The following is a 24,670-nucleotide window of genomic DNA, read 5'->3' on the forward strand; positions in this document are numbered from 1 at the left end:
AAGGGCTCAGGCGTCATCAGCGTAGCGGACGGCGATCTCGGCGAAGCGATCCTTCAAATCAAGGAAGGCATCCACCAGTTGCGGGTCGAAGTGCGAGCCGCGCCCATCGACGATCAGGGCCACGGCCTTTTCCAGCGGCCAGGGCGCCTTGTAGGGGCGCCGGCAGGTCAGCGCGTCGAACACGTCGGCCACCGCCATCAGCCGCGCTGCCAGGGGAATGGCGTCGCCGCGCAGGCCGTCGGGGTAGCCGCTGCCGTCCCAGCGTTCGTGGTGATGGGTGGCGATGTCGCGCGCGACCTCGAGGAAGGTGAAGTCCTCCGGCGCAGGCAGGTCCGCATGCTCGACCCGCTCGCCCACCACCCGCTTCACCGCGTCCACGATCGCGTCGCCGCCGATGCGGGCATGCGTCTTCATGATCTCGAACTCGTCCGGCGTCAGCTTGCCCGGCTTGAGCAGGATGTGGTCGGGGATACCGACCTTGCCGATGTCGTGCAGCGGCGCGGCCTTGGCGATGATCTGGCGAGCCTCCGGCGTGAGTGCGGCGGCGTAGTCGGGGTGCTCGCACAGATGCGCCATCAGCGTCTCGATGTAGGCGCGGGTACGGTGCAGATGGTTGCCGGTCTCGTTGTCGCGCACCTCGGCCAGCGCCGCCAGGCCGTAGAGCGTGACGTCCTTGATCAGTTCGTTGGTACGCATGCGGCGCGCGATCTCGGCCTCGAGCCAGTCGTTCTGGTCGCGCAGGCGGTCGCGCGCGTGCTTGAGCTCGAGCTGACTGCGCACGCGGGCAAGCAGGATCGCGGGCTTGAGCGGCTTGGTGACGTAGTCCACCGCGCCGAGCGCCAGTCCGTGCTCCTCATCCTCATCCGCATTCAGCGCGGTGACGAAGATGACCGGGATGTCGGCGGTTGCAGGATTGGCCCTGAGGCGGCGCATGACTTCGTAGCCGTCCATCTCCGGCATCATCACGTCGAGCAGGATCAGGTCGGGACGCGGCGCGCTGTCGGCGACGGCGAGCGCGCGCGCGCCGGAGTTGGCGACGCGCACCTGGTAGGTGTCGCGCAGCAGGTCGCCGACCACGCGCAGGTTCTCGGGCTTGTCGTCGACCACCAGGATGGTCGCGCGATCGGGGGCAAGCTCAGACATGATCGGCTCCTTCGGACTGGACGTCGCGGCTCGCGCCCGGCCGCGCGGCGCGCATGGCCTCGTCGATGAAGGCCGACAGCGTGGCGAAAACCGTGCGGTCGATGCGGCCCTCGCCGGCGAGCTTCTGCAAGAAGGCCAGCGCCTCCTGCGCGCCCAGGCCGGCGCGGTAGGGACGATCCTGCACCATGGCCTGGAAGATGTCGGCCACGCGCAGGATGCGCGCCTCGATCGGCAAGGTGGCGGCATCGACGTGGAAGGGGTAGCCGCTGCCGCCGGGCTCCTCGTGGTGGTACGCCGCCCACGGCGCGATCTCCTCGAAGCCCTTGACGTTGCGCAGGATCTGGAAGGTCTCGAAGCTGTGGCTGTTGATGACGAGGCGCTCGGCCGGATCGAGCTTTCCAGGTTTGTCGAGGATCTCGTCGGGCACACGCAGCTTCCCCAGGTCGTGCAGCAGGGCGGCGATCTCGAGCTTGTCGACGTTGTCCGGCGCCACGCCGAGGCGCCGGGCCAGCAGGCAGGCGACGCCGGCCACGCCCAGCGAGTGTTCGGCGGTGAAGGGACTCTTGGCATCGACGATGCGCGAGAAGATGCGTGCAAGCTCGCGCAGGCTGCCCGTCGGCGCATTGCCTTCGCCGGCCAGCGCCAGGCGATCCTGCAGCGCAGCCTGGATCGAGCGCGGCTCGAGCCTGAGCCAGAAGGCCTCACGCGCCGATGCCGTCAGGAAGGCGGCGACCAGCTCGGGCGCGAAGCGGCCACCGGCGTTGCGCGCGATCTCGTCGCGGATCTGGTGCATGTGCGGCAGCACGCCGTTGCTTGCATAGTGCGGCGCCGCCAGCGCATCGACCCGGTCGACGAGGAAGATCAGGTTGGCCGCCCGCGCCACTGCCGGGTCCAGCCCCTTGTCCTGCAGCTGGCTCCAGTGCGTGTGGTGATAGCGCACCGGCACGGCCATCGCCGCCAGCGGCGCGTAGTCCTTCAGCAAGGCGTAGCCGGTCTCGGCATGCTGCTGCGAGCCCGCCCAGTCGAACTGCTCGACCAGATTGCGATGGATCCCGGTCGAGGACACGCCGATGTCGTGCAGCATGCCGAGGTCGAACAGGAAATCCTGCTCCTGCCCGCCCAGGCCAAGCTCCGCCGCACACTCGGCCGCCATGATGCCGACGCGCTTGCCATGCGCGACATCGTCCACGCCGACCAGGTCGAGCGCATCGGACAGCGCGTAGATCACACTGCGAAGGTCGGTGTGGATGCTCATGGGCAGATCAGGCGGGTGATGACGATTCCCATTTTGCCGATTTTCCCGTTTTTCAGGGATTTTTGATCGAACTCTTGCGAACCCGATCACACTTTACTGCGATTTCCCCGGCGCCCTTTCGAGGGCCGAAGCATCGGCACAAACTCTGTGACAATACGGCCTGCACTGGCGGACGGCACCGCCGCAAACCTGCTGCGCCCACCAATCAGCCTTCACACGGAGACTCGCCCCATGAAGCTGCTCGCCTCGCTCACCAGCCCCTACGCACGCAAGATCCGCGTCGTGCTCGCGGAGAAGAAGCTGCCGTTCGAACTCGTCGTCGATTCGCCGTGGGAAGCGAACACGCGCGTGCCGACGCTCAATCCGCTCGGCAAGGTCCCGGTGCTGGTCGCGGACGATGGCGAGGCCTTCTTCGATTCGCCGGTGATCGTCGGCTATCTCGAAACCCTCGGCGCCGAACCCTGGCTGCTGCCGGCCGAGCCGCTCGCGTGCGTGCGCGCCCGCCAGGCCGAGGCCCTGGCCGACGGCATCACCGACGCCGCCGTCACCGCACTGCTGGAATCGCGCCGCCCGGATGGCGAGCGCAGCGCGCGCGAGATCGAACGCCAGCACGACAAGATCGAACGCGGGCTGGTCGAACTCGAGGCGCGGGTCGGCAGCCGGCGCGGCTTTGATGGCGCAACGCTGCAGATCGGCGATGTCGCCGCCGGCTGCGCACTCGGCTACCTCGACCTGCGCTTCCCGACGCTCGACTGGCGCGGCCGTCACCCCGCGCTGGCCACCTACGCCGCACGCCTGCTGGCACGACCGAGCTTCGTCGACACCACGCCGCCAGCGGGCTGAGACCGGCCGTATCGGCTGCCCCCCCCGCGCGTCGCCCAATTGATTCGGCGCAGGTCAAACGGCGGGCGACTCTGGGACAATCGCGCTCTGTCTCCCGGAGACCGCCATGGCCGATACGCTGCTTGTCCTGACCAACCTGCCCGACCGCGACAGCGCGGACGCGATGGCCGCTGCGCTCATCGAGGCGCGGCTCGCCGCCTGCGTGAACATCCTCGCGCCCTGCACCTCGGTCTATCGCTGGCAAGGCGCGGTCGAGACCACGACGGAGGTGCCGCTGCTGATCAAGACCACCGCCGGGCGCTACCCTGCGCTCGAGGCTGCGATCCGCGCCCGCCACCCCTACGAACTTCCCGAGATCGTCGCGGTCCCTGTGGTGCTGGGCTTGCCTGGTTATCTCGACTGGGTCGCGCGCGAGGTCACCACGGATGCCTGAGCCCCGCCCTTCACTCCCCGCCACGAAGAACACGATGCACCGCCTGCTGATCCTGCTTTCACTGCTCGCCAGCCTGCTGCTGCCGGGCCTGTCCCACGCCGACCCGATCGAACCCGAGAAGGCCTTCAAGCTGCGCGCCCAGGCACTGGATGCGCAGACGGTCGAGGTGGTCTTCGAAGTGGCCAAGGGCTACTACCTGTACGGCGACAAATTCCGCTTCGAGGCCGAGCCCGCCGACGTCAGCTTCGGCCCGGCGGAGAAGCCGGCGGGCAAGACGCACAAGGATGACTTCTTCGGCAACGTGGAAACCCACCGCGGCGAGTTGCGCATCCTGCTGCCGGTGCAGGCGCCGGCGGGCGTGACGCGTTTCGAACTGATCGCGACCAGCCAGGGCTGCTGGGATGGCGGCATCTGCTATCCGCCGACGGCGCAGACCGCAGCGATCGACCTCACCGCGCCGCCGAAGAAGGCTGGCGGCGGCTTCCTCGACAAGGTCATGGGCGGGGGCTTTTCTGCGTCAGTGTCCAGCCCGGCCTCGCCCTCCGCGCCGGTCGCCGACGCCAGCCCGGAATCCGGCAGCGCCGTCTCCAGCGACGAAACGGGCGACATCGCGCGCCTGCTGTCCGGCGCCAGCGTGCCGCTGATCCTGCTGAGCTTCTTCGGCTTCGGCCTGCTGCTGGCCTTCACCCCCTGCACCTTCCCGATGATCCCGATCCTGTCGGGCATCATCGTCGGCCAGGGCCACAAGGTCTCGCACATGCGCGCCTTCGTGCTGTCGCTGGCCTACGTGCTGGGCATGGCCGTCACCTACGCGCTGGCCGGCGTCGCGGCAGGGCTGTCGGGCACGATGCTGACCGCGGCGCTGCAGAACGTGTGGGTGCTGTCGGTATTCGCGCTCGTCTTCGTGCTGCTGTCGCTGTCGATGTTCGGCTTCTACGAGCTGCAGTTGCCGTCGTCCTTGCAGAGCAAGCTGGCCGACACCGCCAGCCACAACAAGGGCGGCAGCCTGGGCGGCGTGACCATGATGGGCGTGCTGTCGGCACTCATCGTCGGCCCCTGCGTGGCCGCGCCGCTGGCTGGCGCCCTGCTCTACATCGCCCAGACCGGCGATGCGGTGCTGGGCGGCTGGGCGCTGTTCGTGATGGCGCTGGGCATGGGCGCGCCACTGCTGGCGGTGGGCGTGGCCTCGCGCAGCCTGCTGCCCAAGGTCGGGCCGTGGATGGAAGGCGTCAAGAAAGCCTTCGGCGTGATGCTGCTGGCGGTCGCACTGTGGATGATCACGCCGGTGATCCCGCCGCTGGCGATGATGCTGGGCTGGGCGGCGCTGCTGCTGTTCTCGGCCATCTTCCTGCACGCCATCGATCCGCTGCCGCCGCAGGCCAAAGGCTGGCAGCGCTTCTGGAAGGGCGTCGGGGTCGTGCTGCTGCTTTCGGGCGCGGCGATCCTGGTCGGTGCGCTGGCCGGCTCGCGCGATCCGCTGCAGCCGCTGTCGATCCTGCGCGCCCAGGCCGCCGCACCGGTGAACGTGCCGCAGTTCGAGAAGGTGAATTCCGTCGCCGAGCTTGATGCGCGACTCGCCGCCACCGACCGCCCGGTGATGCTCGACTTCTATGCCGACTGGTGCGTGTCCTGCAAGGAGATGGAGCGCTTCACCTTCAGCGACGCGCGCGTGGCCGAACGGATGGGGCAGATGCTGCTGCTCAAGGCCGACGTCACCGCCAACGAGGACGAACACAAGGCACTGCTCAAGCGCTTCGGCCTGTTCGGCCCGCCGGGCATCATCTTCTTCGACGCCGAGGGCCAGGAGCGCGAAGGGATGCGGGTCGTGGGCTTCATGAAGGCGGAGCCGTTCGCGACGGTGCTGGATCGGGCGCTCTGAGCGAGGGCGGGGTTTTTCCCCTACAATCCCGCCTTTCCCCTTTCGGTTCAAACCCTTCATGTTCTCCGGCATCGTCGCGGCCGTCGGCCGCATCGAACATATCGAGCCGCTCGCGGATGGCATCCGCCTCACCGTCGACACCAACGGCCTCGACCTGTCCGACGTCATCGTCGGCGACAGCGTCGCGCACAGCGGCGTGTGCCTGACCGTGGTCGAGATGAACGGCCTCAGGCTCAAGTACGACGTCTCGCGCGAGACGCTGAACTGCACCGTGGGCCTCGACGCGGTGGGCAACGAGGTGAACCTGGAGAAGGCGCTGCGCCTGGCCGACCGCCTGGGCGGGCATCTGGTCACCGGCCACGTCGACGGCGTGGGCGAGGTCGTGAAGTTCGCCCCTGTGGGCGAGAGCCACGAGCTGGTGATCCGCGCCCCGGCAGCCATCGCCGGCTACATCGCGAAGAAGGGCTCGATCACCGTCAATGGCGTCAGCCTCACGGTGAATCGCGTCGAGGGCCGCGACTTCTGGATCAACCTGATCCCGCACACCGTGGCGATGACCAACCTCAAGCACCTGCAGGCTGGCAGCAAGGTCAATCTCGAGATCGACCTCATCGCGCGCTACGTCGAGCGCATGCTCGCCTGGCGCAGCGAGGAAGCGGCCGCGCAGGGCTGAACCACGCACACCGCAACGGGTCGTCAGAACGCCCGCAAGAACATCGACAAAGGACACAGCATGAGCGCACTCGCGCCGATTACCGAGATCATCGCCGACATCAAGGCCGGCCGCATGGTCATCCTGGTGGACGAGGAAGACCGCGAGAACGAGGGCGACCTCGTGATGGCGGCCGAATTCGTCACGCCGGAAGCAATCAACTTCATGGCCAAGCACGGCCGCGGCCTGATCTGCCTGACGCTCACCGACGAGCGCTGCCGCCAGCTCGGCCTGCAGCAGATGGTGCGCGACAACCGCACCCCGCACGGCACCGCTTTCACGGTGTCGATCGAGGCTGCCACCGGCGTCACCACCGGCATCTCAGCCCACGACCGCGCACGCACCGTGCAGGTGGCCGTCGGCCGCCACGCCAAGCCCGAGGACATCGTCACCCCCGGCCACATCTTCCCGCTCACCGCGCAGAAAGGCGGCGTGCTGATCCGCGCCGGCCACACCGAGGCCGGTTGCGATCTTTCACATCTCGCCGGGCTGGAGCCGGCCGCGGTGATCTGCGAGATCCTCAAGGACGACGGCACCATGGCGCGCCTGCCCGATCTCATCGAGTTCGGCAAGGCGCACGGCCTCAAGATCGGCGCCATCCGCGACCTGATCGAATACCGCGCCGCCACCGAGCATCTGGTCGAGAAGGTCAGCGAGAAGGAGGTCGACACCGCGCACGGCCGCTTCACGCTGTCGGCCTTCGAGGACAAGACCTCGGGCGACGTGCATTTCGCCCTGTCGCGGGGCGATATCGTGCCCGGGCGCGAGACCCTGGTGCGGGTGCATGAGCCGATCTCGGTGGTCGACTTCCTCGACCCGGCGAGCGGCCGCCACAGCTTCCCGGTGAACGACTCGCTGGCGACCCTTGCGGCGGCCGAAGCCGGCGTGATGGTGCTGCTCTACCGCCCGATGTCGGGCCGCGAGCTGCTCGCCAACCTCAACGGCACCCAGGACCGCCCGGTGAAGTGGGACGCGCGCCTGTTCGGCGTCGGCGCGCAGATCCTGCGCACGCTGAACGTCGGCAAGATGCGTCTGCTCGCCAGTCCGCGCAAGATTCCGAGCATGACCGGCTTCGGGCTCGAAATCACCGGCTTCGTCGACAAGAACTGACCGAATCACAGAGAACCGCATGCAACGCAACCAACCCGAAAACGCCCGCCAGGGCGCCCGCTACGACGGCATTGACGAGATCGACCCAAACTTCGCCGGTGCCGGTGTGCGCGTCGGCATCGTCATGGCGCGCTTCAACCTCGACATCTGCGAAGGCCTGCTGTCGGCCTGCACCGACGAGCTGCTGCAGCTCGGCGTCGCGCGCAGCGACATCCGCATCGTCACCGTGCCGGGCGCGCTGGAGATCCCGCTGGTGCTGCAGACCATGGCGAAGAGCGGCAAGTACGACGCACTGGTGGCGCTCGGCGCGGTGATCCGCGGCGAGACCTACCACTTCGAACTGGTCTCGAACGAGATGGGCGCGGGCGTGACCCGTGTCGGTCTCGACACCGGCCTGCCGATCGCCAACGGCGTGCTGACGACCGAAGATGACGACCAGGCGATCGCGCGCATGCGCGAGAAGGGCGCCGACTGCGCCCGCGCCGCCGTGGAAATGGCCAACCTGCTGAAGGTGGTGCGATGAGCGACATGGACAACACCAGCCCGGCGCCCGAAGGCGCCGGCACCCCCAACCCGACGAGCAAGATGGCACGCCGCCGCGCGCGCGAACTCGCGCTGCAGGGCGTCTACCAGTGGCTGCTGTCGGGCAACACGATGGCCACCGTGCAGCGCCACCTCGAATCGGAAAGCGAGAGCCTCGACAAGACCGACCGCGAGCTCTTCGTCAGCCTGCTGCGCGGCGCCATCGGCAGTGCCGACGAGTTGCGCGGCTGCTTCGAGCCGCTGCTGTCGCGTCCGGTGGTCGAGCTGTCGCCGATCGAGCACGCGATCCTGCTGCTGGGCACGCACGAGCTGCGCCACAACATCGACACGCCCTACCGCGTGGTGATCAACGAGGCCATCGAACTGGCGAAGGGCTACGGCGGCACCGACGGCCACAAGTTCGTCAACGGCGTGCTCGACAAGCTCGCCGCCCGCCTGCGCCCCGAGGAGGTCGCCGCGGCCCGTGCCGGCCGCAGCTGAACCGCGCGCCTACTGTCGCGGCGCCGGAGTGGCGGTGCCGCGCACCAGCCGCACATTGACGTAGTCGGTGTGCGTGCCGATGCCAGTCGCGCCGTTGTAGAAGGACACGCCCCAGGCCGCGAAGCGGTAGCGCTCGTCCGGCGTCGCCGACCAGTACTTGTGCGCAGGCGCGTTCGGGAACACCGTGACGAGCAGCGTCGGGGCACGGAAACCGCCCTCGCAGCTCCCCGGCACGCCGTCGGGGTCCGGCGCCCGGCGCATGCCCGAACTGCAGTAGATCAGTCCCGCCAGTTCATCGCGGGTGGGCAGGCGCCAGTCGGCGTGGCCGGCAAAGACCATCTCCTCCCCCGCCTTCTGCGCCTTGTCCCAGCTCATCAGCGTCGATTCGCCGGCGCACACGCCGCCCTGCCAGGCCTGGCCGACCGTGCAGCGCATCCAGGTCAGGCCGGTCGTCCCATCCACCGCCGTCCCATCCTCGCGCAGCTCGAAACGCGCGGTGAAGGTCTGCTCACGCTCATCCACACCCCGCAGCGCCTGCTGATGCGTCGCTTCGGCCGCAGCCAGCATCTCTGGCGAAACAAACCCGGGCGCGGTCGACGGTGCATCGGAACTACAGGCAGCGAGCAAGCCCGCGGCCAGCGCGGCAGTCAGGACGGAAAGACGGGAGTTCTGGAACAGGGGCATTGCTTCTCCATCGGCCGCCTCACGAGTGCGGGTGGCATTGGATTGGGGCGCACAGCGCCGGGCAGGCGATCGTACGCGGAATCGTGGCAAAGCGGGGCGGTGGAACGTCAAGGCATCAGTTGCGTCGGGCCCGCATCACGACGCGGTCACCGGCCTTCAGCTCGAGCACACCGTTCGCAGTCAGGGCGAAACCCTGGACACGCGCCGCCGCGGACATGAAGCGCTGCTCCTCGTCCATCAGCGCCGGCGCGCAGGCCATCCGCGTTGCCGCCAGCTGTGACAGGCGCAGGCCTTCGCCCGACAGCGCGTAACTGCCCGTATACCGGTTGCAGGCCGCGATGCCGGCGACCCGCCCGTCGACCGTGAAGGCCAGCGTCAAACGCGCCGGGTCCTGCACCCGGTTGCCGTCGATGTCGTTCACCTGCCAGGGCTCGCCTTGCAGCAGCGCTGCCGGGTCGCCACCGCAGCCCTTGAGCACGCGGTCCTGCCAACGCACCTCGACCACCTTCGGATGCGGCATGCCGCTCATGCTGTCCTGGCAGAGACCGTCGATCACCAGCGCAACGAGTTCGCCACCGGCCGTAATGCCCTGGTAGCTGCGCTGTCCAGACGTATCGATGACGAGCGGCCCGGCCGCAAACGCGCGCAGTTCGCCGCCATCCGCAAGCAGTTCCATACCCTGCGCGCCGATGTCCAGCCGCCAGCCCGGCTCATTACCAACCGCACGGAACAGCGGCTTCGCGCCCTCGATCCGGCACTCGGGCTGTTCCGCGCCGTCCAACCGCAGGCGCGCAGCGTTGCCCTTCACCCAGATCTCGGTGTCGTCCTCATCCACCGACACCATCCGCATGCCCGAGGCGGTGCGCTCCGGGCGCAGCGTCCAGTTGCGGCCGTCCACGCTGAGGGTCGCCAGCTCGCCGAAGTGGCGCAGGCTCGCGACGCGCTGGCCGCAGCGGAAGCTGACCGGCGGCTGCGGATCGAGTTCGAGCACGGCAGCCCGACCCGCGGAAGGCGTCGAGGGGGCCGAAGAACCGAACAAGGAGCAGCCGGACAGCACGACGGCCGCAGTGCTCGGCAGGAGGCAACGGGAGATCGAGGACATGGGGATCCGGGTGGAAAAACGTGTCCGCGCATTCTATCCGCTTCGCGTACCCGGACCCGCTGTCGCGGACAATGCTTACACCTGCCACCGCGTAGCGGTAAGCTCGAGCCAGGAGGAGAAGCCCCATGCATGAGATGTCCCTGGCCGTAGGCGTGCGCAGCATCATCGAGGATGCGGCGGCTGCGAACGGCTTCGGCAGGGTCCGCCGCGTGATCCTCGAAATCGGCGAACTCGCGACCGTCGAGGTCGAGGCGCTGCGCTTTTGCCTCGACGTGGTGCTGCAGGACACGCCGGCCGCAGGCGCTTCGATCGTGGTGGAGCCCATCGCGGGAGCCGGCTGGTGTCCGGTCTGCGCGACGGCGGCACCGATGCATGCGCGCTACGAGGCGTGCCCGCACTGCGGCAGTTATCAGCTCGACGTGACCGCCGGCGACGAAATGCGCGTCAAGGCGCTGGACGTGGACTGAACGGGGCATCGGTTGCCGGGCGGCGGGCAAACCGAACGGAGGGAAGTGGAACCATGTGTACGGTGTGTGGTTGCGGGACAGGAGAAACACGCATTGGCGCGCTCGGTGGCGGCAAGACGTCGGCGCGCCCGGGACCGGGCGCGACACGCGCCTGGCGACCACTCGCCGGCCCTGACACCACCGCCAGGCCAGACGCCGCGCCCCCGTCCGGGAGCGCATCCGCCACCACGGCAACGCGGATCGCTGCGGCTGGCGAGACAACCGCCCAGCCCGGCCATCACCACCTCGACTTCGGCACCGGCCCCGCGCGGGCGCACGCCCCCGGCCTGAGCCAGGGGCAGATGCTGAAGATCGAGCGCGACATCCTCGGCAAGAACAACGCCCGCGCCGCCGAGAACCGCGCCTGGCTGCGGGCGCGCGGCATCTTCGCGCTCAACCTGGTCTCGAGCCCGGGCTCAGGCAAGACCTCGCTGCTGGTACGCACCCTGCAGGCGCTGGGCGGACGCGTGCCGGCCGCGGTGATCGAGGGCGACCAGCAGACCGAGTTCGACGCCGAGCGCATCCGCGCCACCGGCGCACCCGCGCTGCAGATCAACACCGGCAAGGGCTGTCACCTCGATGCCGACATGGTCGCCCGTGCGCTGCCGCGCATGGCGCTCGCCGATGGCAGCCTGCTGCTGATCGAGAACGTCGGCAACCTGGTCTGCCCGGCGGCCTTCGACCTCGGCGAAGCGCACAAGGTCGCGATCCTTTCGGTCACCGAGGGCGAGGACAAGCCGCTGAAGTACCCGGACATGTTCGCCGCCGCCGACCTGATGCTGCTCAACAAGGTGGACCTGCTGCCCTATCTCCGCTTCGATACCGCACGCGCCATCGACTACGCGCTGCGGGTGAATCCGCGGCTGCGCGTGATCCGCAGCTCGGCCACCAGCGGCGAAGGCATCGACGAATGGCTGGCGTGGATCGACGCCGGCCTGGCTGCCGCACACGCGTCGGCGCGACGGGCATGAGCGGCCAGCCCGATCCACAGCCGCGGCCGCCCCACAGCAACCCGGTCGTGACGCCGGCACCGGCCAGCGGCGGAGGCGAGTTGGCGCCAGGCCCGGAGATCCGCTTCACCGAAGGGCTCGCCGGCAACGGACACCCCCTGCCCATCCTTGCGCTCGGCGCCTGGTTCAAGCACGCGGCCTGCCTACTGGAACGCGATCGCGCGCGGTTCGGCCCCAATCTGGGCGACCTCGACAACGCCGACGCCTGCCGCGGCGTCGAGCCGGCTGCCGAAGCGCTGCTCGCGCAGGCGGATGGCCGCGTGCGCGCCGTTGCCCACGACCTCCACCCGGACTTCCACTCCACCCACGTCGCCGCCGCGCTCGCGGCGCGGCTGGGGGTGCCGGCGATCGGCGTGCAGCACCACCACGCCCACGTCGCCGCGGTGCTTGCCGAGCACGCACGCTTCGATGCGCGCCCGGTGCTCGGCCTCGCGCTCGACGGCGTCGGTCTCGGCACCGACGGCGAAGCCTGGGGCGGCGAACTGCTGTGGGTCGCCGGCGCACACTTCGTGCGCCTCGGCCACCTGCGTCCGCTGCGCCTGCCAGGCGGCGACCGCGCCGCACGCGAACCCTGGCGCATGGCCGCCGCCCTGCTGCACGCCTGCGGCCGCGGCGACGAGATCGCGGGCCGCTTCGCCACTCAGCCGGCAGCAGCGATGCTCGGCCAGGTCCTCGCGCGCCCAGCCCTGTGCCCGGCCACCTCCAGCCTGGGTCGTCATTTCGATGCCGCGGCCGCCCTGCTCGGGCTGTGCGAAGTAATGCAGACGGAGGCCGAGGCCGCCATCGCCCTCGAACAGCTCGCCGCCCGCAGCACCGCGCCCGCCGTCTCGCCTGACGACTGGCGGATCGCGCAGGTGACGGTAACGCACGGGCCCGCGGATCCCTCATCCGAAGCCTCACCATCGATCGGCGCGCTGCCACCCGACGTCAGGCTGCAACTCGACCTGCACCCCCTGCTGCTGCGCCTCGCCGACGAGCCCGATGCCGGGCGGGGCGCGGCCTGCTTCCACGCCGCGCTGGCCGCCGCACTGACCGAATGGGTCGCCACGGCACGCCGCCTCACGGGCTGCGACACGGTGGTGCTGTCCGGCGGTTGCCTGCACAATCGCCTGCTGTCCGCTGCACTGCACGCCAGCCTGCCGGCCCTGGGCTGCGAGGTGCTCGGCGCACGACGCCTGTCGCCGGGCGACGCCGGCCTCGCGCTGGGCCAGGCCTGGGTCGCCCTGAACCAACTCGCTGCCAAGGAAACCTGAACATGTGTCTCGCCCTTCCCGCCCGCATCGTCGAATTGCTCGACGGCGACCGTTGCCGCGTGGAGCTCGGCGGCGTGCGCAAGGAGATCTCGCTCGCGCTGATCGACGGTGCGGCCGTCGGCGACTACGTGATCGTGCACGTGGGCTACGCGCTCACGAAGCTTGACCCCGAGGAAGCCGCGCAGACGCTGGCGCTGTTCGCCGAGGCCGGGCTCGATCCGGCCACAGCCTTCGCGCAGGACGACACGGCCACACCGCAATGAAGTACGTCGACGAGTTCCGCGACCAGGCGCTTGCCGCCGGCCTGGCGCGCGCGATCGCGCACGAGGCCGGCACCGGCCGCGACTACGCCTTCATGGAGTTCTGCGGCGGCCACACCCACACCCTGTCGCGCTACGGCATCGCCGACCTGCTGCCGCCCACGCTGCGCATGATCCACGGCCCCGGCTGCCCGGTTTGCGTGCTGCCGATCGGCCGCGTGGACATGGCGATCCGGCTGGCGCTGTCGCGCCCCGGGGTCATCCTGTGCACCTACGGCGACTGCCTGCGCGTGCCCGCGTCCGACGGCCTGTCGCTGCTGAAGGCGAAGGCGCTTGGTGCCGACGTGCGCATGGTGTATTCGGCCGCCGACGCGCTCGCACTGGCCCAGCGCGAACCCGGACGCGAGGTGGTGTTCTTCGCCATCGGCTTCGAGACCACCACGCCGCCCACCGCGCTGGTGCTGCGCCAGGCCGCGCAACAGGGTCTCGCCAACTTCAGCGTGATCTGCAACCACGTGCTGACACCTGCGGCGATCGCCGCCATCCTCGAGCCGCCCGGCGGCAACGCCCCGCAGGCGGTGCACATCGACGGCTTCATCGGACCGGCCCACGTGTCGACGATCATCGGCAGCCGGCCCTACGAGGCCTTCGCCGCGACCCACGGCAAGCCGGTGGTCATCGCCGGCTTCGAGCCGCTTGACGTCATGCAGGCCATCCTGATGCTGCTGCGCCAGGTGAATACCGGCCGCGCCGAAGTGGAAAACGAATTCACCCGCGCCGTTACCCGTGACGGCAACCTCAAGGCCCAGGCTCTGGTCGCGGAAGTCTTCGAGCCGCGTGCTAGCTTCGAATGGCGCGGACTGGGTACGCTGCCGGATTCGGCGCTGCGCATCCGTCCTGCCTTCGCGGCCTGGGATGCCGAAACGAAGTTCGGCCTCGACTACACGCCCGTGCCGGACAACAAGGCCTGCGAATGCGGCGCCATCCTGCGCGGGGTGAAGGCCCCCATCGACTGCAAGCTGTTCGGCACCGTGTGCACGCCCGAGACGCCGATGGGTTCGTGCATGGTGTCCTCCGAGGGCGCCTGCGCCGCGCACTACAACTACGGGCGCTTTCGCGACGTGCCGGTGCAGGTCACCGACACAGCCGCGTCCCGGAACCAGGAAACCGCATGAGCACCGTGAAACCCGGCTACGCCCGCCCGCTGGACCTGCGCAAGGGTCGCGTCGACCTTGCCTTCGGCGCAGGCGGACGCGCAATGGCGCAGCTTGTCACCGAACTGTTCGCGCGCGCCTTGGCCAACGACTACCTGGAACGCGGCGATGACGGCGCGGTGCTGCCTGCCCCGGGTCCGGGCGAGCGCCTGGTGATGTCGACCGACGGCCATGTGGTGAGCCCGTTGTTCTTCCCCGGCGGCAACATCGGCAGCCTGTCGGTGCATGGCACGGTGAACGACCTCGCGGTGATGGGCGCGCGCCCGCTGTATCTGGCAGCCGGCTTCATCCTGGAGGAAGGCTATCCACTCGCCGATCTCGCCCGCATCGTCGAATCGATGGCCGCCGCCGCGCGCGCGGCCGGCGTCCAGGTCGTCACCGGCGACACCAAGGTGGTCGAGCAGGGCAAGGGCGACGGCGTGTTCATCACCACCACCGGGATCGGCGCCCTGCCCGCCGGGCGCGACCCGGGCGGCGCACGGGCGCGGCCGGGCGACGTGGTGCTGGTGTCGGGACGCCTCGGCGAGCACGGCATGGCGATAATGGCGCAGCGCGAATCGCTCGCCTTCGATTCCGAGATCGTCTCCGACAGCGCGGCGCTGAACGGCCTGGTCGAGGCGCTGTACGCGGCCGCGCCTGCCGACGCGATCCGCGTGCTGCGCGACCCCACCCGCGGCGGCCTGGCGACCACGCTGAACGAGATCGCCGCGCAATCGGGGGTGGGCATGGAACTCGACGAGGTGGCGATCCCGGTGTCGCCGCAGGTGCGGGCGGCCTGCGAGCTGCTGGGGCTCGATCCGCTCTATGTCGCCAACGAAGGCAAGCTGGTAGCGCTGTGCGCGCCCGAACACGCCGATGCCCTGCTCGCCGCAATGCGCGCCCATCCGCTCGGCAGCGAGGCGGCGCGCATCGGCATCATCACCGCCGACCCGCAGCATTTCGTGCAATTGCGCACCGGCGTCGGCGGGCGGCGGATGGTGGATTGGCTCGCCGGCGAGCAACTCCCCCGGATCTGCTGAAACGGGCGCGAGACCGGCGGCCCGGCCCGCCGTGGACGCCAGGTCCGTCGCGGCATCATGCCGCCTTACAACTCATTACCGCGCGATACACACAAGGGCGACGAGTCGGCCTATCGTTCGATCCGAGACAGCAGGGAGGCTTGGACCGGGTGGCCGGGGCGATCGCCCCGGCGCCCGCCTCCAGCCGACGTGCAAAGGACGATGCGATGCGCTTTCCATTCCGACTGTGGCCCCTTGCCCTCGCCGCCGGCGCGGCACTGGGCGGATGCGCAGTCGTGCCCGCCGAACGCTACGAAGTCCGGGAACACCGCGACGTCTATTACGGCTACGGCGACGAGACGGTGATCATCACCTCGACGCCGCGCGTGGAGTATCGCGGCTACCCGCCGGCGGTCGGCTACGTCTGGATCGACGGCTACTGGAACCGGGTCGGTGCGCGCCAGGTTTGGGTGCCCGGCTACTGGCGCCCGCCGCACGCGCATCCGCGACCGATTGTTCGCGATCGTGACCATGGCCGCGACGACGATCGCAGGTCTCACTGGCGCGAAGAGCGCCGCAGTGATGACCGTGATCGTGCCCGCGAACGTGACCGCTCGCCATCCGGGTCGCGCGACAGCTTCAGCCGCGATCGTGATCGCGACGCCGACGGCACACGACAACGCAGCGAGGTGCGCACGCCAGCATTGCTCGGCGCCTCGCGCAACCGCGGCGATGGCCCGGTCACGGCCGGCGAGCGCCGCGAACCGCGCGGTGAAAAGCGCGACGACCGACGCGACTCACCGCGCCTCATTCGGGATCGCGACCGCGACGATGACAGGCGGGACGCAAGACCTGACTGGCGCACGCAAATGCAGTCGATCCGCGCCGATTGATCGCCCGTGCCGGGCGTCGGCGAGGTTGCTCAGTTGCCGCATCGCAGCGAGAATCACGCCTTTGGTGCCGCCACCCGCGGTACCGCGTTCCGGCGTGCCCATCCTGCGCGCCTTCTTGACCCGCTCAGGCAAAACCATGAAGAAACTTTCCTCGCTGCTGTTGCTCTCCCTCACCGCCTGCGTCCTGCTCACCGGCTGCGGCAAGAACGAAACCGCGCCGGCCACGCAAACCGCCGCCCCTGCGCCCGCGGCCCCCACGAAGATCGTCATCGGCCTCGACGACAACTTCCCGCCGATGGGTTTCCGCAACGAGAAGAACGAACTCGTCGGCTTCGACATCGACCTCGCCAAGGAAGCTGCCAAGCGCCTCGGCATCGAGGTCGAGTTCAAGCCGATCGACTGGAGCGCCAAGGAGGCCGAACTGAACGGCAAGCGTGTCGATGCGCTGTGGAACGGCCTCACCATCACCGAAGAGCGCCGGAAGAACATCGGCTTCACCACCGCCTACATGGAGAACCACCAGATCATCGTGGTGCCGGCCAACTCGGCGGTGAAGACCAAGGCCGACCTCGCCGACAAGGTCATCGGCATCCAGGACGGCAGCAGCGCGATCGACGCGGTGCAGAAGGACCCGATCGCGGCTTCCTTCAAGGAGCTGAAGAAGTTCGGCGACAACGTCACCGCGCTGATGGACCTGACCACCGGTCGCCTGGACGCCGTGGTGCTGGACGAAGTCGTGGGCCGCTACTACACCGCCAAGAAGCCCGGCGAGTATGTGGTGCTCGATGACCACTTCGGCACCGAGGAATACGGCGTTGGCACCCGCAAGGACGACACCGAGCTGCTGGCCAGGCTGCAGAAGGCGATGGACGACATGAAGGCCGACGGCAGCGCCGCACGCATCTCGACCGAGTGGTTCGGCAAGGACATCATCAAGTAAGCCGCCCCGGAGTCGCGCAGGGCGTGCCCGATCCGGTACGCCTGCGCCCCTTCCTGACGCTGCACGGCGCCTGACACGGCGCCGCATTTTTTGCCGGCGCCGCGATCGCCGCTTCCGGACTCGCGACCGGGCTCACCGCCCCGCCGGCTTCGCGCCCCGCGCACTTCCCGGAGTCCGCTCATGGACTACATCCTCAGCATCCTCGGCCCGCTCGCCGAAGGCTCGCTGGTCACGCTCAAGCTCTTCTTCATCACGCTCGCGCTGGCGGTGCCGCTCGGCCTGGCGCTGGCGCTGATCCGCATCTCGCGCTTCACCGTCGCCAGTCAGGCGGTCAATGGCTACATCTGGCTGATGCGCGGCACACCGCTGATGCTGCAACTGCTGTTCATCTACTTTGCGCTGCCCTTCGTGCCGGTGATCGGCATTCGCCTGCCGGACTTCCCGGCAGCGATCGTGGCCTTCGCGCTGAACTACGCCGCCTATTTCGCCGAGATCTTCCGCGCCGGCATCCAGTCCATCGACCGCGGCCAGTACGAAGGCGCGAAGGTCCTGGGGTTCAGCTACAGCCAGACCATGCGCCGCATCGTGCTGCCGCAGGTGGTCAAGCGCATCCTGCCGCCAATGAGCAACGAGACCATCACCCTGGTCAAGGACACCTCGCTGATCTACGTGCTCGCGCTCAACGACCTGCTGCGCGCCGCGCGCGGCATCGTGCAGCGCGACTTCACGATCACCCCCTTCATCGTCGCCGCCGGCTTCTACCTGCTGATGACGCTGGTGCTGACCTGGCTGTTCCAGCGCCTGGAGAAACGCCATGCCGTCTATGACTGAGCCCGCAACGGTGAATGGGCCGATGATTCTCGCCGAAGGCATCCGCAAGCGCTTCGGCGCGCACGAGGTCCTCAAGGGCGTGTCGCTGACGCTCGCCAAGGGCGAGGTGGTGGCGGTGATCGGCCCCTCCGGCTCGGGCAAGAGCACCCTCCTGCGCTGCCTGAACCACCTCGAGACCATCGACGCCGGACGGCTCGTCATCGAAGGCGACGTGCTCGCCGACAACGACGCCAGCGGCCACGCGCGCTACGTCGCCGACGCCGAGGTCCGCCGCATCTGCCGTCGCATGGGCATGGTGTTCCAGCACTTCAACCTGTTCCCGCACCTCACCGTGCTGCAGAACGTCATCGAGGCGCCGGTCACGGTGAAGGGACTGAAGCGCGAGGCGATCCTGCCCAAGGCGGAAGAACTGCTGAGGAAGGTGGGCCTGTACGACAAGCGAGATGCCTACCCGTCACGGCTGTCCGGCGGCCAGAAGCAGCGCGTGGCGATTGCGCGCGCGCTGGCGATGGAGCCGGACATCATGCTGTTCGACGAGCCTACCTCGGCGCTCGACCCGGAGCTGACCGGCGAGGTGCTGCGCACCATGCGCCAGCTCGCCGACGAACACATGACCATGCTGGTGGTGACACACGAGATGGGTTTTGCGCGCGAAGTGGCGAGCCGGGTGGTGTTCATGGACGGCGGCGAGCTGATCGAGTCGCAGCCGGCGGCGGCGTTCTTCGCCAGCCCGCAGCATCCGCGCACGCGCGCCTTCCTTGACAGCATGCTCTGAGGCCCGGGCGCGGCGCCGGTTTCGTCCACGGCTATGGACGCACCAGGACTCCCGACAGCCGCCCGGCCTCCTCGCCAAAGCACGCCACCAGCCAGTCCGCCGTTGCAGCCACTCGAGGCAAGGGGCGCGCATCCGGATGGATCAGCATCCAGAGTTCCCGGCTCAGAACCGGGTGCGGTCCGGACAGGCGGGCCAGGCGCGGGTCCGGGTCGGCGAGAAAACAGGGCAGCAGGCCCTGCCCGACGCCGTCCGCCACGGCCCTGGCCAGCCCGCGCACGCTGTTGGCACGCAGCCGGATACGGCCACTGCCGAGCATGGCCTTCAGGCGCCGCATCTCCGGCGTATGTGCCAGATCCTCGTTGTATGCCACCCAGTCGCCGGCACTGACCTGCAGGTCTCCGCGCGCCGCCCCATAGAGCGCGAAACCCACGTCCGCCAGCTTGCGGATCAGGAGGTCACCACTCGCAGGGCGCGCCAGGCGGATGGCGATGTCGGCCTCGCGGCGGGCGACATTGAGGTTGTCGTTGCTGGCGACGAGATCCACGCAGAGTTCCGGGTGGCGGGTGTAGAGGCCGGGCAGGCGCGGCACCAGCCAGTCGCCAATGAAGGCGCCGACCGCGGTGATCCGCACCACGCCGCCGACCGCAGCGGCGCCGGCCTCGGCCAGGCGGCTGATCCCGGCCACGTCTTCCTCGATGCGCCCCACCCGCTCCAGCACCCGGCCACCGACCGCCGTGGGCCGCCACAGGCCGTCGTTGCGCTCGAACAGCGGCGTGCCCAGATCCTGCTCGAGTGTGCGCAGGCGGCGGGCGACGGTGGTCTGGTCCACGCCAAGCTGACGCGCAGCCGCGGCCAGCGTGCCCTCCCTGCCAAGCGTGACGAGAAAACGCAGATCGTCCCAGTTCATGTGCGCAGCGCCTGCAAATTTGCAGCAGCATAGCGCATCGCCGCACATTTACGCTGGCACACGGCGGGATGTAGTCTCATGGCACGTTCCATGACCTCGCGAGGATCCTGCCCATGAGCACCGCATCGCCCACCCTGCGCCACTTGTCCGGCCTGCCTGTCGCACCGGCCCGCCTGTCCGAGTCCGCCCTGATCATCGTCGACGCCCAGAACACCTACCGCAGTGGCGTCATGCAACTCACCGATGTGGAGCCGGCACTCGATGAATGCGCACGGCTGCTCGCCCGCGCCCGCGCGCTGAGGGTGCCGGTGGTGCACATCCAGCACGATGCCGGCCCCGGGTCGCCCTACGACCCAAAGGCCGAATGCGGCGCGATCGCCGACAAGGTGGCACCGGTCGTCGGCGAGCCGGTGGTGGTCAAGCATTATCCGAACTCCTTCGTCGGCACCGAACTCGACGGACATCTCAAGGCGGCGGGGGTGAAGAACCTCGTCATCGTGGGCTTCATGACCCACATGTGCATCAACTCCACCGCGCGCGGCGCCTTCAACCTCGGCTACGCGGTGACCGTCCCGGCCGCCGCTACGGCCACGCGCGCGCTGCCCGCGCCCGACGGCAGCGTCATCGAAGCGGCGACCCTGCAGTCCGCGGCACTGGCTGCACTCGCCGACCTGTTCGCGGTCGTGGTGGCCAACGGCGCAGCCATTCCGGACTGAGCCGCGGCGGGTGAGACCGTAGACGGCCCACGGCCCCCGACAGCGGATGCGCTGAAGGGGGCCGTGACGGTTCACGAGGCCGGCGAACCGGCCGGCGTCAAGACTCGGTCAGCCGCGCGAGCGACGGTCGCCGTGGCTACGCTCGCTGCGCGACGGATGACCATCGCGATTGAAACCGCCACTGCTGCGACGCGCCTCTCCACCCGGACGCCCGTAGCCACCGCCGCTACCAAAGCGACGACCGCCGTTGCCGGCCGGACGCGGACCAGCCGGCTTGCGCGGCGAGGGCTCCATACCCGGGATGGTGTGCACTTCCAGACGACCGCCGGTGAAGCGTTCGATGGCGCGGATCAGGCCGGTTTCGCGCGGGCCGGACAGTGTGATCGCAACGCCGTCGCGACCGGCACGACCGGTGCGGCCGATGCGGTGCACGTAGTCCTCGGCCTGGCGCGGCGGGTCGAAGTTGATGACGTGGCTGATGCCGGCGACGTCGATGCCGCGCGCGGCAACATCGGTCGCCACCAGCACGCCGATGCGGCCCTGGCGCAGGCGGTCGAGCGTGCGGTTGCGCTGGGTCTGGTGCATGTCGCCGTGCAGCGCGGCCGCGGCAATGCCCTTCTCCTGCAGCGACAGCGACAGTTCGTCGGCGCTGCGCTTGGTGGCGGTGAACACCACCGCCTGGTTCATCCCTTCCTCGCCGAGCAGGGCGTGCAGAAGGCGGCTCTTGTGGCCGAGGTCGTCGGCGAACATCAGGCGCTGCTCGATCTGGCCACGGTCTTCCTGGGCGACTTCGATCTCGATGCGCTGCGGGTCGCGTGTCATGCGGGTAGCCATGCTGCCCACCACGCCGTCGAGCGTGGCCGAGAACAGCAGGGTCTGGCGCTTGGCCGGGGTGGCGGCGACGATTGCGTCGATGTCTTCGGCGAAGCCCATGTCGAGCATGCGGTCGGCTTCGTCGAGGATCAGCACTTCGACGTCGGACAGCTTGACCTTGCGGCGGGTCAGGTGGTCGAGCAGGCGGCCCGGCGTGGCGACGACGACGTCGCACTGGCGCTGCAATTGCTTGATCTGGGCGAACATCGGCGCACCGCCGACGAGGCAGGCGGTATTGAGCCAGCGCAGGGCCTTGCCGTAGGTCTGCACGGCCTTCTCGACCTGCAGCGCGAGTTCGCGGGTCGGCGTCAGCACCAGCACGCGCGGGCCGCTGCCCTGGGCGGGACGGCGATCGATGATCTTGTGCAGCGCGGGCAGCGTGAAGGCGGCCGTCTTGCCGCTGCCGGTGTGGCTGGACACCAGCAGGTCGCGACCGGCGATGGCGGCGGGAATGGCCTGCATCTGCACCGGAGTCGGCGTGGTGTAGCCGGTCTGTTCAACGGCCTTGAGGAGTTCTGCGGCGAGGCCGAGGCTCTGGAAAGTCATGTGATTCTTCCTGTGTCTTGCGCGCCGGCCTCGATCGATACGAGGGCCGGACGGGTTCGGGCCCTGGAATGGGCCTCAATGGCATCGCGCCGCACCGTACCGGATCATCCGGAACGGAAGCGGGATCGCAAGGGCGACAAACGCGCGATGGGCGTGGCTGGTCTCATCGGCTTCATCGAAGCCGGGTAGACCGCGCATCGGCACCAACCGGTTGTCACGATGCCAGACGATCGGAAGAACGAATGGGGTTCGGCGGGAGGTCGGGGGCGATGGGGCTGTGGTTACAGTCCCTCGGGCCGGGTTGGCGGGCATCCTTGTCCGCGCCAAAAACCGCTATGGCCCTGCTGCTGCATTGCACAACGGCGTGAAGTATATCGGCTTTCGCTGCCGCTGTCGCCGGATTTTTGCGAAAAGTGCTTGACCGGAAAGAAAAAGCGGGCCGGCACACACGGCGCCGACCCGCCCTGGAAGGGGTGTTGCCCCGTCCGAATTACTTGTTGACCGCGGCCTTCAGCGTAGCGCCAGCGGTGAACTTGGGCACGCTCGACGCGGCGATCTCAATGGTGGCGCCGGTCTGCGGGTTGCGGCCGGTGCGGGCAGCGCGCTTCGAGACTTCGAACGAGCCGAAGCCGGTGAACGCAACCTTCTCGCCCTTGCCGAGCTGCTCGGCGATGATGTCGAGCACGGCGGACAGCGCGCGATCAGCCTGGGCGCGGGAAACGTCCATACGGTCAGCCAGGGCTTCGACGAATTCACCTTTGTTCATGCTTTTCCTCGATTGGTGTGAGTGGAGTTTTCTGGGAAGTCCGATCTACGCGGCGGATTCTAGCACCGTCGCGGCTTGTGGGGCATTTCGTAACACGCTGGCGTGACATGTGGCATAAAGTGCTGCCGATGGGCGGCCTCGGCCGCACGATGAAAGGCCGCGCGGGCTGCATGTGCGACCGACTTCCGCGCTATCCTTGCGCCACGAAGGAACCCGTGCCCGAGGGCCGCAATGCAGCAGCAACCATCCGGCGACGACGAAGGCGTTGTCCGCATCACCGCACACCGCCGCGCCAACCGCATCGTCAGGACGACGGTGGCCATACCCGGCTCGGCAGCCCAGAGTCGTCGGCTCGTCGGACTCGATCCGGCTGCGGCGGTCGACACGCTCGCCACCCTCGCCACGCACAGCCCGCGTGCGCATGCGCTGGCGCTCGGCCAGGCCTGTGCCGCCGCCCAGGGCAATGCCGCGCACGATCACGCCAAGCTCGTCGCCATCGAACGCGAACTGGCTGCCGAGGCGGCCGACACGCATCTGCGGCGGCTCTTGATCGAATGGCCGCAGGCGCTGGGACATGACGCGCGCCATACCCGCTACAACGAATTCCACCGTCGCCTGACGACGAAGACCGACCCGGCCTCGTGCTTCGAGCTCGGCGGCGACGTACTCGACCTGGTGGCGCGCGAGATGCTCGCCGGCTTCTTCAACCGCATACGCATGCCGCACAACCTCGCCGAATTCATCGAGCGGGCGGACACCGGCAGCATCCTTGGTGCGGTGTTGCGCGACATGATCGAGCTCGGCCCATCGCAACCGAGCGCCGGACGTGGCGTCGCCATCCTCGGCACACAGACGGCTGCCGCCTGGGTGGCAACGATCGGGACCTGGCCGTCGGACGAATTCGTCGCGCATCCGACCTTCGCCGGCGAGCCGGCGGAAACGGGCCCGCTGGCGCGGCACGCGGCCTCGCCGCTGGTACGACTGCTGCTTGACCGCGGCCACCGGCTGTCGGCTCGCCTGTTCTCGAAGATCATCGACCTGGCCGACTGCGCCAGCCGCATGCGCTATCCGCTGACCGACGACGTCCCCCCATTGCTCGATGCCTCGGCGGGTCCCGGCGTCGGCATGGCCCGCGTCAGCACGGCGCGTGGCGTGCTGCTGTGCTGGGTCAGGATGGAAGGGGGATGCATCGCCGACTGCCGCATCGTGCCGGCCGCAGCATGGAACTTTCATCCCGAGGGGGCATTCTGCCGCGAGGCCTGCAGCAGCATTGACGAAACCCCGGAGGCCGCACTGCGCCGCCTGTCGCTGCTGGCGCTGGCACTGGACCCCTCGGTGCCCTATCGCATCGAACTGGTCGAGGAGGCGGGCAAGAGCCGCAAGCGCGCCTGAACGCAGCGCCGGCGACACGGAGACTCAGGCGGCGACGCGGCGATAGGCGCCACCGAAGTACAGCAGGGGCAGACGTTCCTCGCGACCGAAATCGACCACTTCGCTGATGAATACGATGTGGTCGCCGCCGTCATGACGCACGGTGTTGCGGCACACGAAACGGGCGCAGCAGCCCTTGAGCAGCGGCACGCCGCCCTGTCCGGCGTCGATCTCCAGCCCGGCGAACTTCTCGCCGTTGCGGCTGGCAAAACGTTGCGACAGGTCCATCTGGTCTTCGGCCAGCACATTGATCGCGTAGTATTCGCAGCCCTCGAACAGCGGCCGGCTCGGCAGGTCATTGGCCAGGCTCCACACGATCAGCGGCGGCTCGAGCGAAACCGAGTTGAACGAATTCACCGTCAGGCCGATCGGTTCGCCGGCCGGCGTGCGCGTGGTCACCACCGTGATGCCGGTCGCGAACATGCCGAGGGCGTTGCGGAAACGGCGGGAAAAGTCCTCGCCGGGGAGCGTCTGCTGGGTCATGGGGGTGTCGTGGCGGTGAGATCCGCGCCTGTAGTAATACGAACGAAGGCGCGGATTATGGCCGCCCATGGGACCGACGTCGAG

General features: G+C 68.9%; 27 protein-coding genes. 19 read left to right on the plus strand and 8 right to left on the minus strand.

Annotated elements, in window-relative coordinates:
* Positions 1-6 precede the first annotated feature (6 nt).
* Complete coding sequence (locus CGK74_RS01135; protein WP_094266664.1) at positions 7-1,143, minus strand: response regulator; 1,137 nt, start codon at positions 1,141-1,143, stop codon at positions 7-9.
* Positions 1,136-2,398 (minus strand): HD-GYP domain-containing protein, encoded by a 1,263-nt coding sequence (locus CGK74_RS01140; protein ID WP_094266666.1) that lies wholly within the window; start codon positions 2,396-2,398, stop codon positions 1,136-1,138. The genes CGK74_RS01135 and CGK74_RS01140 overlap by 8 nt, the downstream gene beginning before the upstream one ends.
* A 231-nt stretch (positions 2,399-2,629) precedes the next feature.
* Between CGK74_RS01140 and CGK74_RS01145 the strand changes: the two genes are divergently transcribed.
* The 7 genes from CGK74_RS01145 to nusB all read left to right on the plus strand — a co-directional run bounded on the left by CGK74_RS01145 (position 2,630) and on the right by nusB (position 8,398).
* On the plus strand, positions 2,630-3,241 hold the full coding sequence (locus CGK74_RS01145) for a glutathione S-transferase (protein ID WP_094266668.1): 612 nt from the start codon (positions 2,630-2,632) through the stop codon (positions 3,239-3,241).
* Positions 3,242-3,347: 106 nt separating this feature from the next.
* Positions 3,348-3,674 (plus strand): divalent-cation tolerance protein CutA, encoded by a 327-nt coding sequence (gene cutA, locus CGK74_RS01150; RefSeq protein WP_094266670.1) that lies wholly within the window; start codon positions 3,348-3,350, stop codon positions 3,672-3,674.
* Between the two features lie 34 nt (positions 3,675-3,708).
* Positions 3,709-5,553 (plus strand): protein-disulfide reductase DsbD, encoded by a 1,845-nt coding sequence (gene dsbD / locus CGK74_RS01155; RefSeq protein WP_094266672.1) that lies wholly within the window; start codon positions 3,709-3,711, stop codon positions 5,551-5,553.
* A gap of 58 nt (positions 5,554-5,611) precedes the next feature.
* Entirely contained in the window at positions 5,612-6,226 is a 615-nt protein-coding gene (locus CGK74_RS01160; RefSeq protein ID WP_094266674.1) for a riboflavin synthase, read from the plus strand.
* A 60-nt stretch (positions 6,227-6,286) separates the two neighbouring features.
* On the plus strand, positions 6,287-7,375 hold the full coding sequence (gene ribBA / locus CGK74_RS01165; RefSeq protein WP_094266676.1) for a bifunctional 3,4-dihydroxy-2-butanone-4-phosphate synthase/GTP cyclohydrolase II: 1,089 nt from the start codon (positions 6,287-6,289) through the stop codon (positions 7,373-7,375).
* Positions 7,376-7,394: 19 nt separating this feature from the next.
* Positions 7,395-7,898, plus strand: coding sequence for a 6,7-dimethyl-8-ribityllumazine synthase (gene ribH / locus CGK74_RS01170; RefSeq protein ID WP_094266678.1), 504 nt, complete (start codon positions 7,395-7,397; stop codon positions 7,896-7,898).
* Complete coding sequence (nusB, locus tag CGK74_RS01175; protein ID WP_094266680.1) at positions 7,895-8,398, plus strand: transcription antitermination factor NusB; 504 nt, start codon at positions 7,895-7,897, stop codon at positions 8,396-8,398. The genes ribH and nusB overlap by 4 nt, the downstream gene beginning before the upstream one ends.
* A gap of 9 nt (positions 8,399-8,407) precedes the next feature.
* On the opposite strand, the gene CGK74_RS01180 is transcribed toward nusB, so the two are convergent.
* Positions 8,408-9,082 (minus strand): Lcl C-terminal domain-containing protein, encoded by a 675-nt coding sequence (locus CGK74_RS01180; protein ID WP_094266682.1) that lies wholly within the window; start codon positions 9,080-9,082, stop codon positions 8,408-8,410.
* Positions 9,083-9,197: 115 nt separating this feature from the next.
* Positions 9,198-10,184 (minus strand): META domain-containing protein, encoded by a 987-nt coding sequence (locus CGK74_RS01185; protein ID WP_094266684.1) that lies wholly within the window; start codon positions 10,182-10,184, stop codon positions 9,198-9,200.
* A 125-nt stretch (positions 10,185-10,309) separates the two neighbouring features.
* Between CGK74_RS01185 and hypA the strand changes: the two genes are divergently transcribed.
* The 10 genes from hypA to CGK74_RS01235 all read left to right on the plus strand — a co-directional run bounded on the left by hypA (position 10,310) and on the right by CGK74_RS01235 (position 18,864).
* The gene (gene hypA / locus CGK74_RS01190; RefSeq protein WP_094266686.1) at positions 10,310-10,651 is read left to right on the plus strand and encodes a hydrogenase maturation nickel metallochaperone HypA; all 342 of its coding nucleotides are present in this window, start codon (positions 10,310-10,312) and stop codon (positions 10,649-10,651) included.
* Between the two features lie 53 nt (positions 10,652-10,704).
* The gene (hypB, locus tag CGK74_RS01195; RefSeq protein ID WP_094266688.1) at positions 10,705-11,661 is read left to right on the plus strand and encodes a hydrogenase nickel incorporation protein HypB; all 957 of its coding nucleotides are present in this window, start codon (positions 10,705-10,707) and stop codon (positions 11,659-11,661) included.
* Entirely contained in the window at positions 11,658-12,953 is a 1,296-nt protein-coding gene (locus CGK74_RS01200; protein WP_165770028.1) for a Kae1-like domain-containing protein, read from the plus strand. The genes hypB and CGK74_RS01200 overlap by 4 nt, the downstream gene beginning before the upstream one ends.
* A 2-nt stretch (positions 12,954-12,955) precedes the next feature.
* Positions 12,956-13,216, plus strand: coding sequence for a HypC/HybG/HupF family hydrogenase formation chaperone (locus tag CGK74_RS01205; RefSeq protein ID WP_094266690.1), 261 nt, complete (start codon positions 12,956-12,958; stop codon positions 13,214-13,216).
* Positions 13,213-14,388 (plus strand): hydrogenase formation protein HypD, encoded by a 1,176-nt coding sequence (hypD, locus tag CGK74_RS01210; protein WP_094266692.1) that lies wholly within the window; start codon positions 13,213-13,215, stop codon positions 14,386-14,388. The genes CGK74_RS01205 and hypD overlap by 4 nt, the downstream gene beginning before the upstream one ends.
* Positions 14,385-15,446 carry a hydrogenase expression/formation protein HypE gene (gene hypE / locus CGK74_RS01215; RefSeq protein WP_094266693.1) on the plus strand — a complete coding sequence of 354 codons (1,062 nt, stop codon included), beginning with the start codon at positions 14,385-14,387 and terminating at the stop codon, positions 15,444-15,446. The genes hypD and hypE overlap by 4 nt, the downstream gene beginning before the upstream one ends.
* Positions 15,447-15,721: 275 nt before the next feature.
* On the plus strand, positions 15,722-16,318 hold the full coding sequence (locus CGK74_RS01220; RefSeq protein ID WP_165770029.1) for a YXWGXW repeat-containing protein: 597 nt from the start codon (positions 15,722-15,724) through the stop codon (positions 16,316-16,318).
* A gap of 136 nt (positions 16,319-16,454) precedes the next feature.
* On the plus strand, positions 16,455-17,258 hold the full coding sequence (locus tag CGK74_RS01225) for an amino acid ABC transporter substrate-binding protein (RefSeq protein ID WP_094266697.1): 804 nt from the start codon (positions 16,455-16,457) through the stop codon (positions 17,256-17,258).
* A gap of 180 nt (positions 17,259-17,438) precedes the next feature.
* Positions 17,439-18,089, plus strand: a complete 651-nt coding sequence (locus tag CGK74_RS01230) for an amino acid ABC transporter permease (RefSeq protein ID WP_094266699.1) — start codon at positions 17,439-17,441, stop codon at positions 18,087-18,089.
* 22 nt (positions 18,090-18,111) lie between these two features.
* A complete protein-coding gene (locus CGK74_RS01235) occupies positions 18,112-18,864 on the plus strand; it encodes an amino acid ABC transporter ATP-binding protein (RefSeq protein WP_094266701.1) in 753 nt (250 codons plus the stop codon).
* A gap of 31 nt (positions 18,865-18,895) precedes the next feature.
* On the opposite strand, the gene CGK74_RS01240 is transcribed toward CGK74_RS01235, so the two are convergent.
* Positions 18,896-19,771 carry a LysR family transcriptional regulator gene (locus CGK74_RS01240; protein ID WP_094266703.1) on the minus strand — a complete coding sequence of 292 codons (876 nt, stop codon included), beginning with the start codon at positions 19,769-19,771 and terminating at the stop codon, positions 18,896-18,898.
* 113 nt (positions 19,772-19,884) lie between these two features.
* Between CGK74_RS01240 and CGK74_RS01245 the strand changes: the two genes are divergently transcribed.
* Positions 19,885-20,487 carry a cysteine hydrolase family protein gene (locus CGK74_RS01245; protein ID WP_048706892.1) on the plus strand — a complete coding sequence of 201 codons (603 nt, stop codon included), beginning with the start codon at positions 19,885-19,887 and terminating at the stop codon, positions 20,485-20,487.
* A gap of 108 nt (positions 20,488-20,595) precedes the next feature.
* On the opposite strand, the gene CGK74_RS01250 is transcribed toward CGK74_RS01245, so the two are convergent.
* Positions 20,596-21,906: a DEAD/DEAH box helicase gene (locus CGK74_RS01250; protein ID WP_094266705.1), complete on the minus strand. Its 1,311-nt coding sequence runs from the start codon at positions 21,904-21,906 to the stop codon at positions 20,596-20,598.
* A 490-nt stretch (positions 21,907-22,396) separates the two neighbouring features.
* Positions 22,397-22,717: an HU family DNA-binding protein gene (locus CGK74_RS01255; protein ID WP_276206031.1), complete on the minus strand. Its 321-nt coding sequence runs from the start codon at positions 22,715-22,717 to the stop codon at positions 22,397-22,399.
* 186 nt (positions 22,718-22,903) lie between these two features.
* Between CGK74_RS01255 and CGK74_RS01260 the strand changes: the two genes are divergently transcribed.
* The gene (locus tag CGK74_RS01260) at positions 22,904-24,064 is read left to right on the plus strand and encodes a hypothetical protein (RefSeq protein WP_094266707.1); all 1,161 of its coding nucleotides are present in this window, start codon (positions 22,904-22,906) and stop codon (positions 24,062-24,064) included.
* 24 nt (positions 24,065-24,088) lie between these two features.
* Here the strand turns inward: CGK74_RS01260 and CGK74_RS01265 are convergent, their stop codons facing one another.
* Positions 24,089-24,586 carry a flavin reductase family protein gene (locus CGK74_RS01265; protein WP_094266709.1) on the minus strand — a complete coding sequence of 166 codons (498 nt, stop codon included), beginning with the start codon at positions 24,584-24,586 and terminating at the stop codon, positions 24,089-24,091.
* Positions 24,587-24,670 lie beyond the last annotated feature (84 nt).

This window comes from Thauera propionica, from assembly GCF_002245655.1.
In the GTDB taxonomy this organism is placed as follows: Bacteria; Pseudomonadota; Gammaproteobacteria; order Burkholderiales; family Rhodocyclaceae; genus Thauera; species Thauera propionica.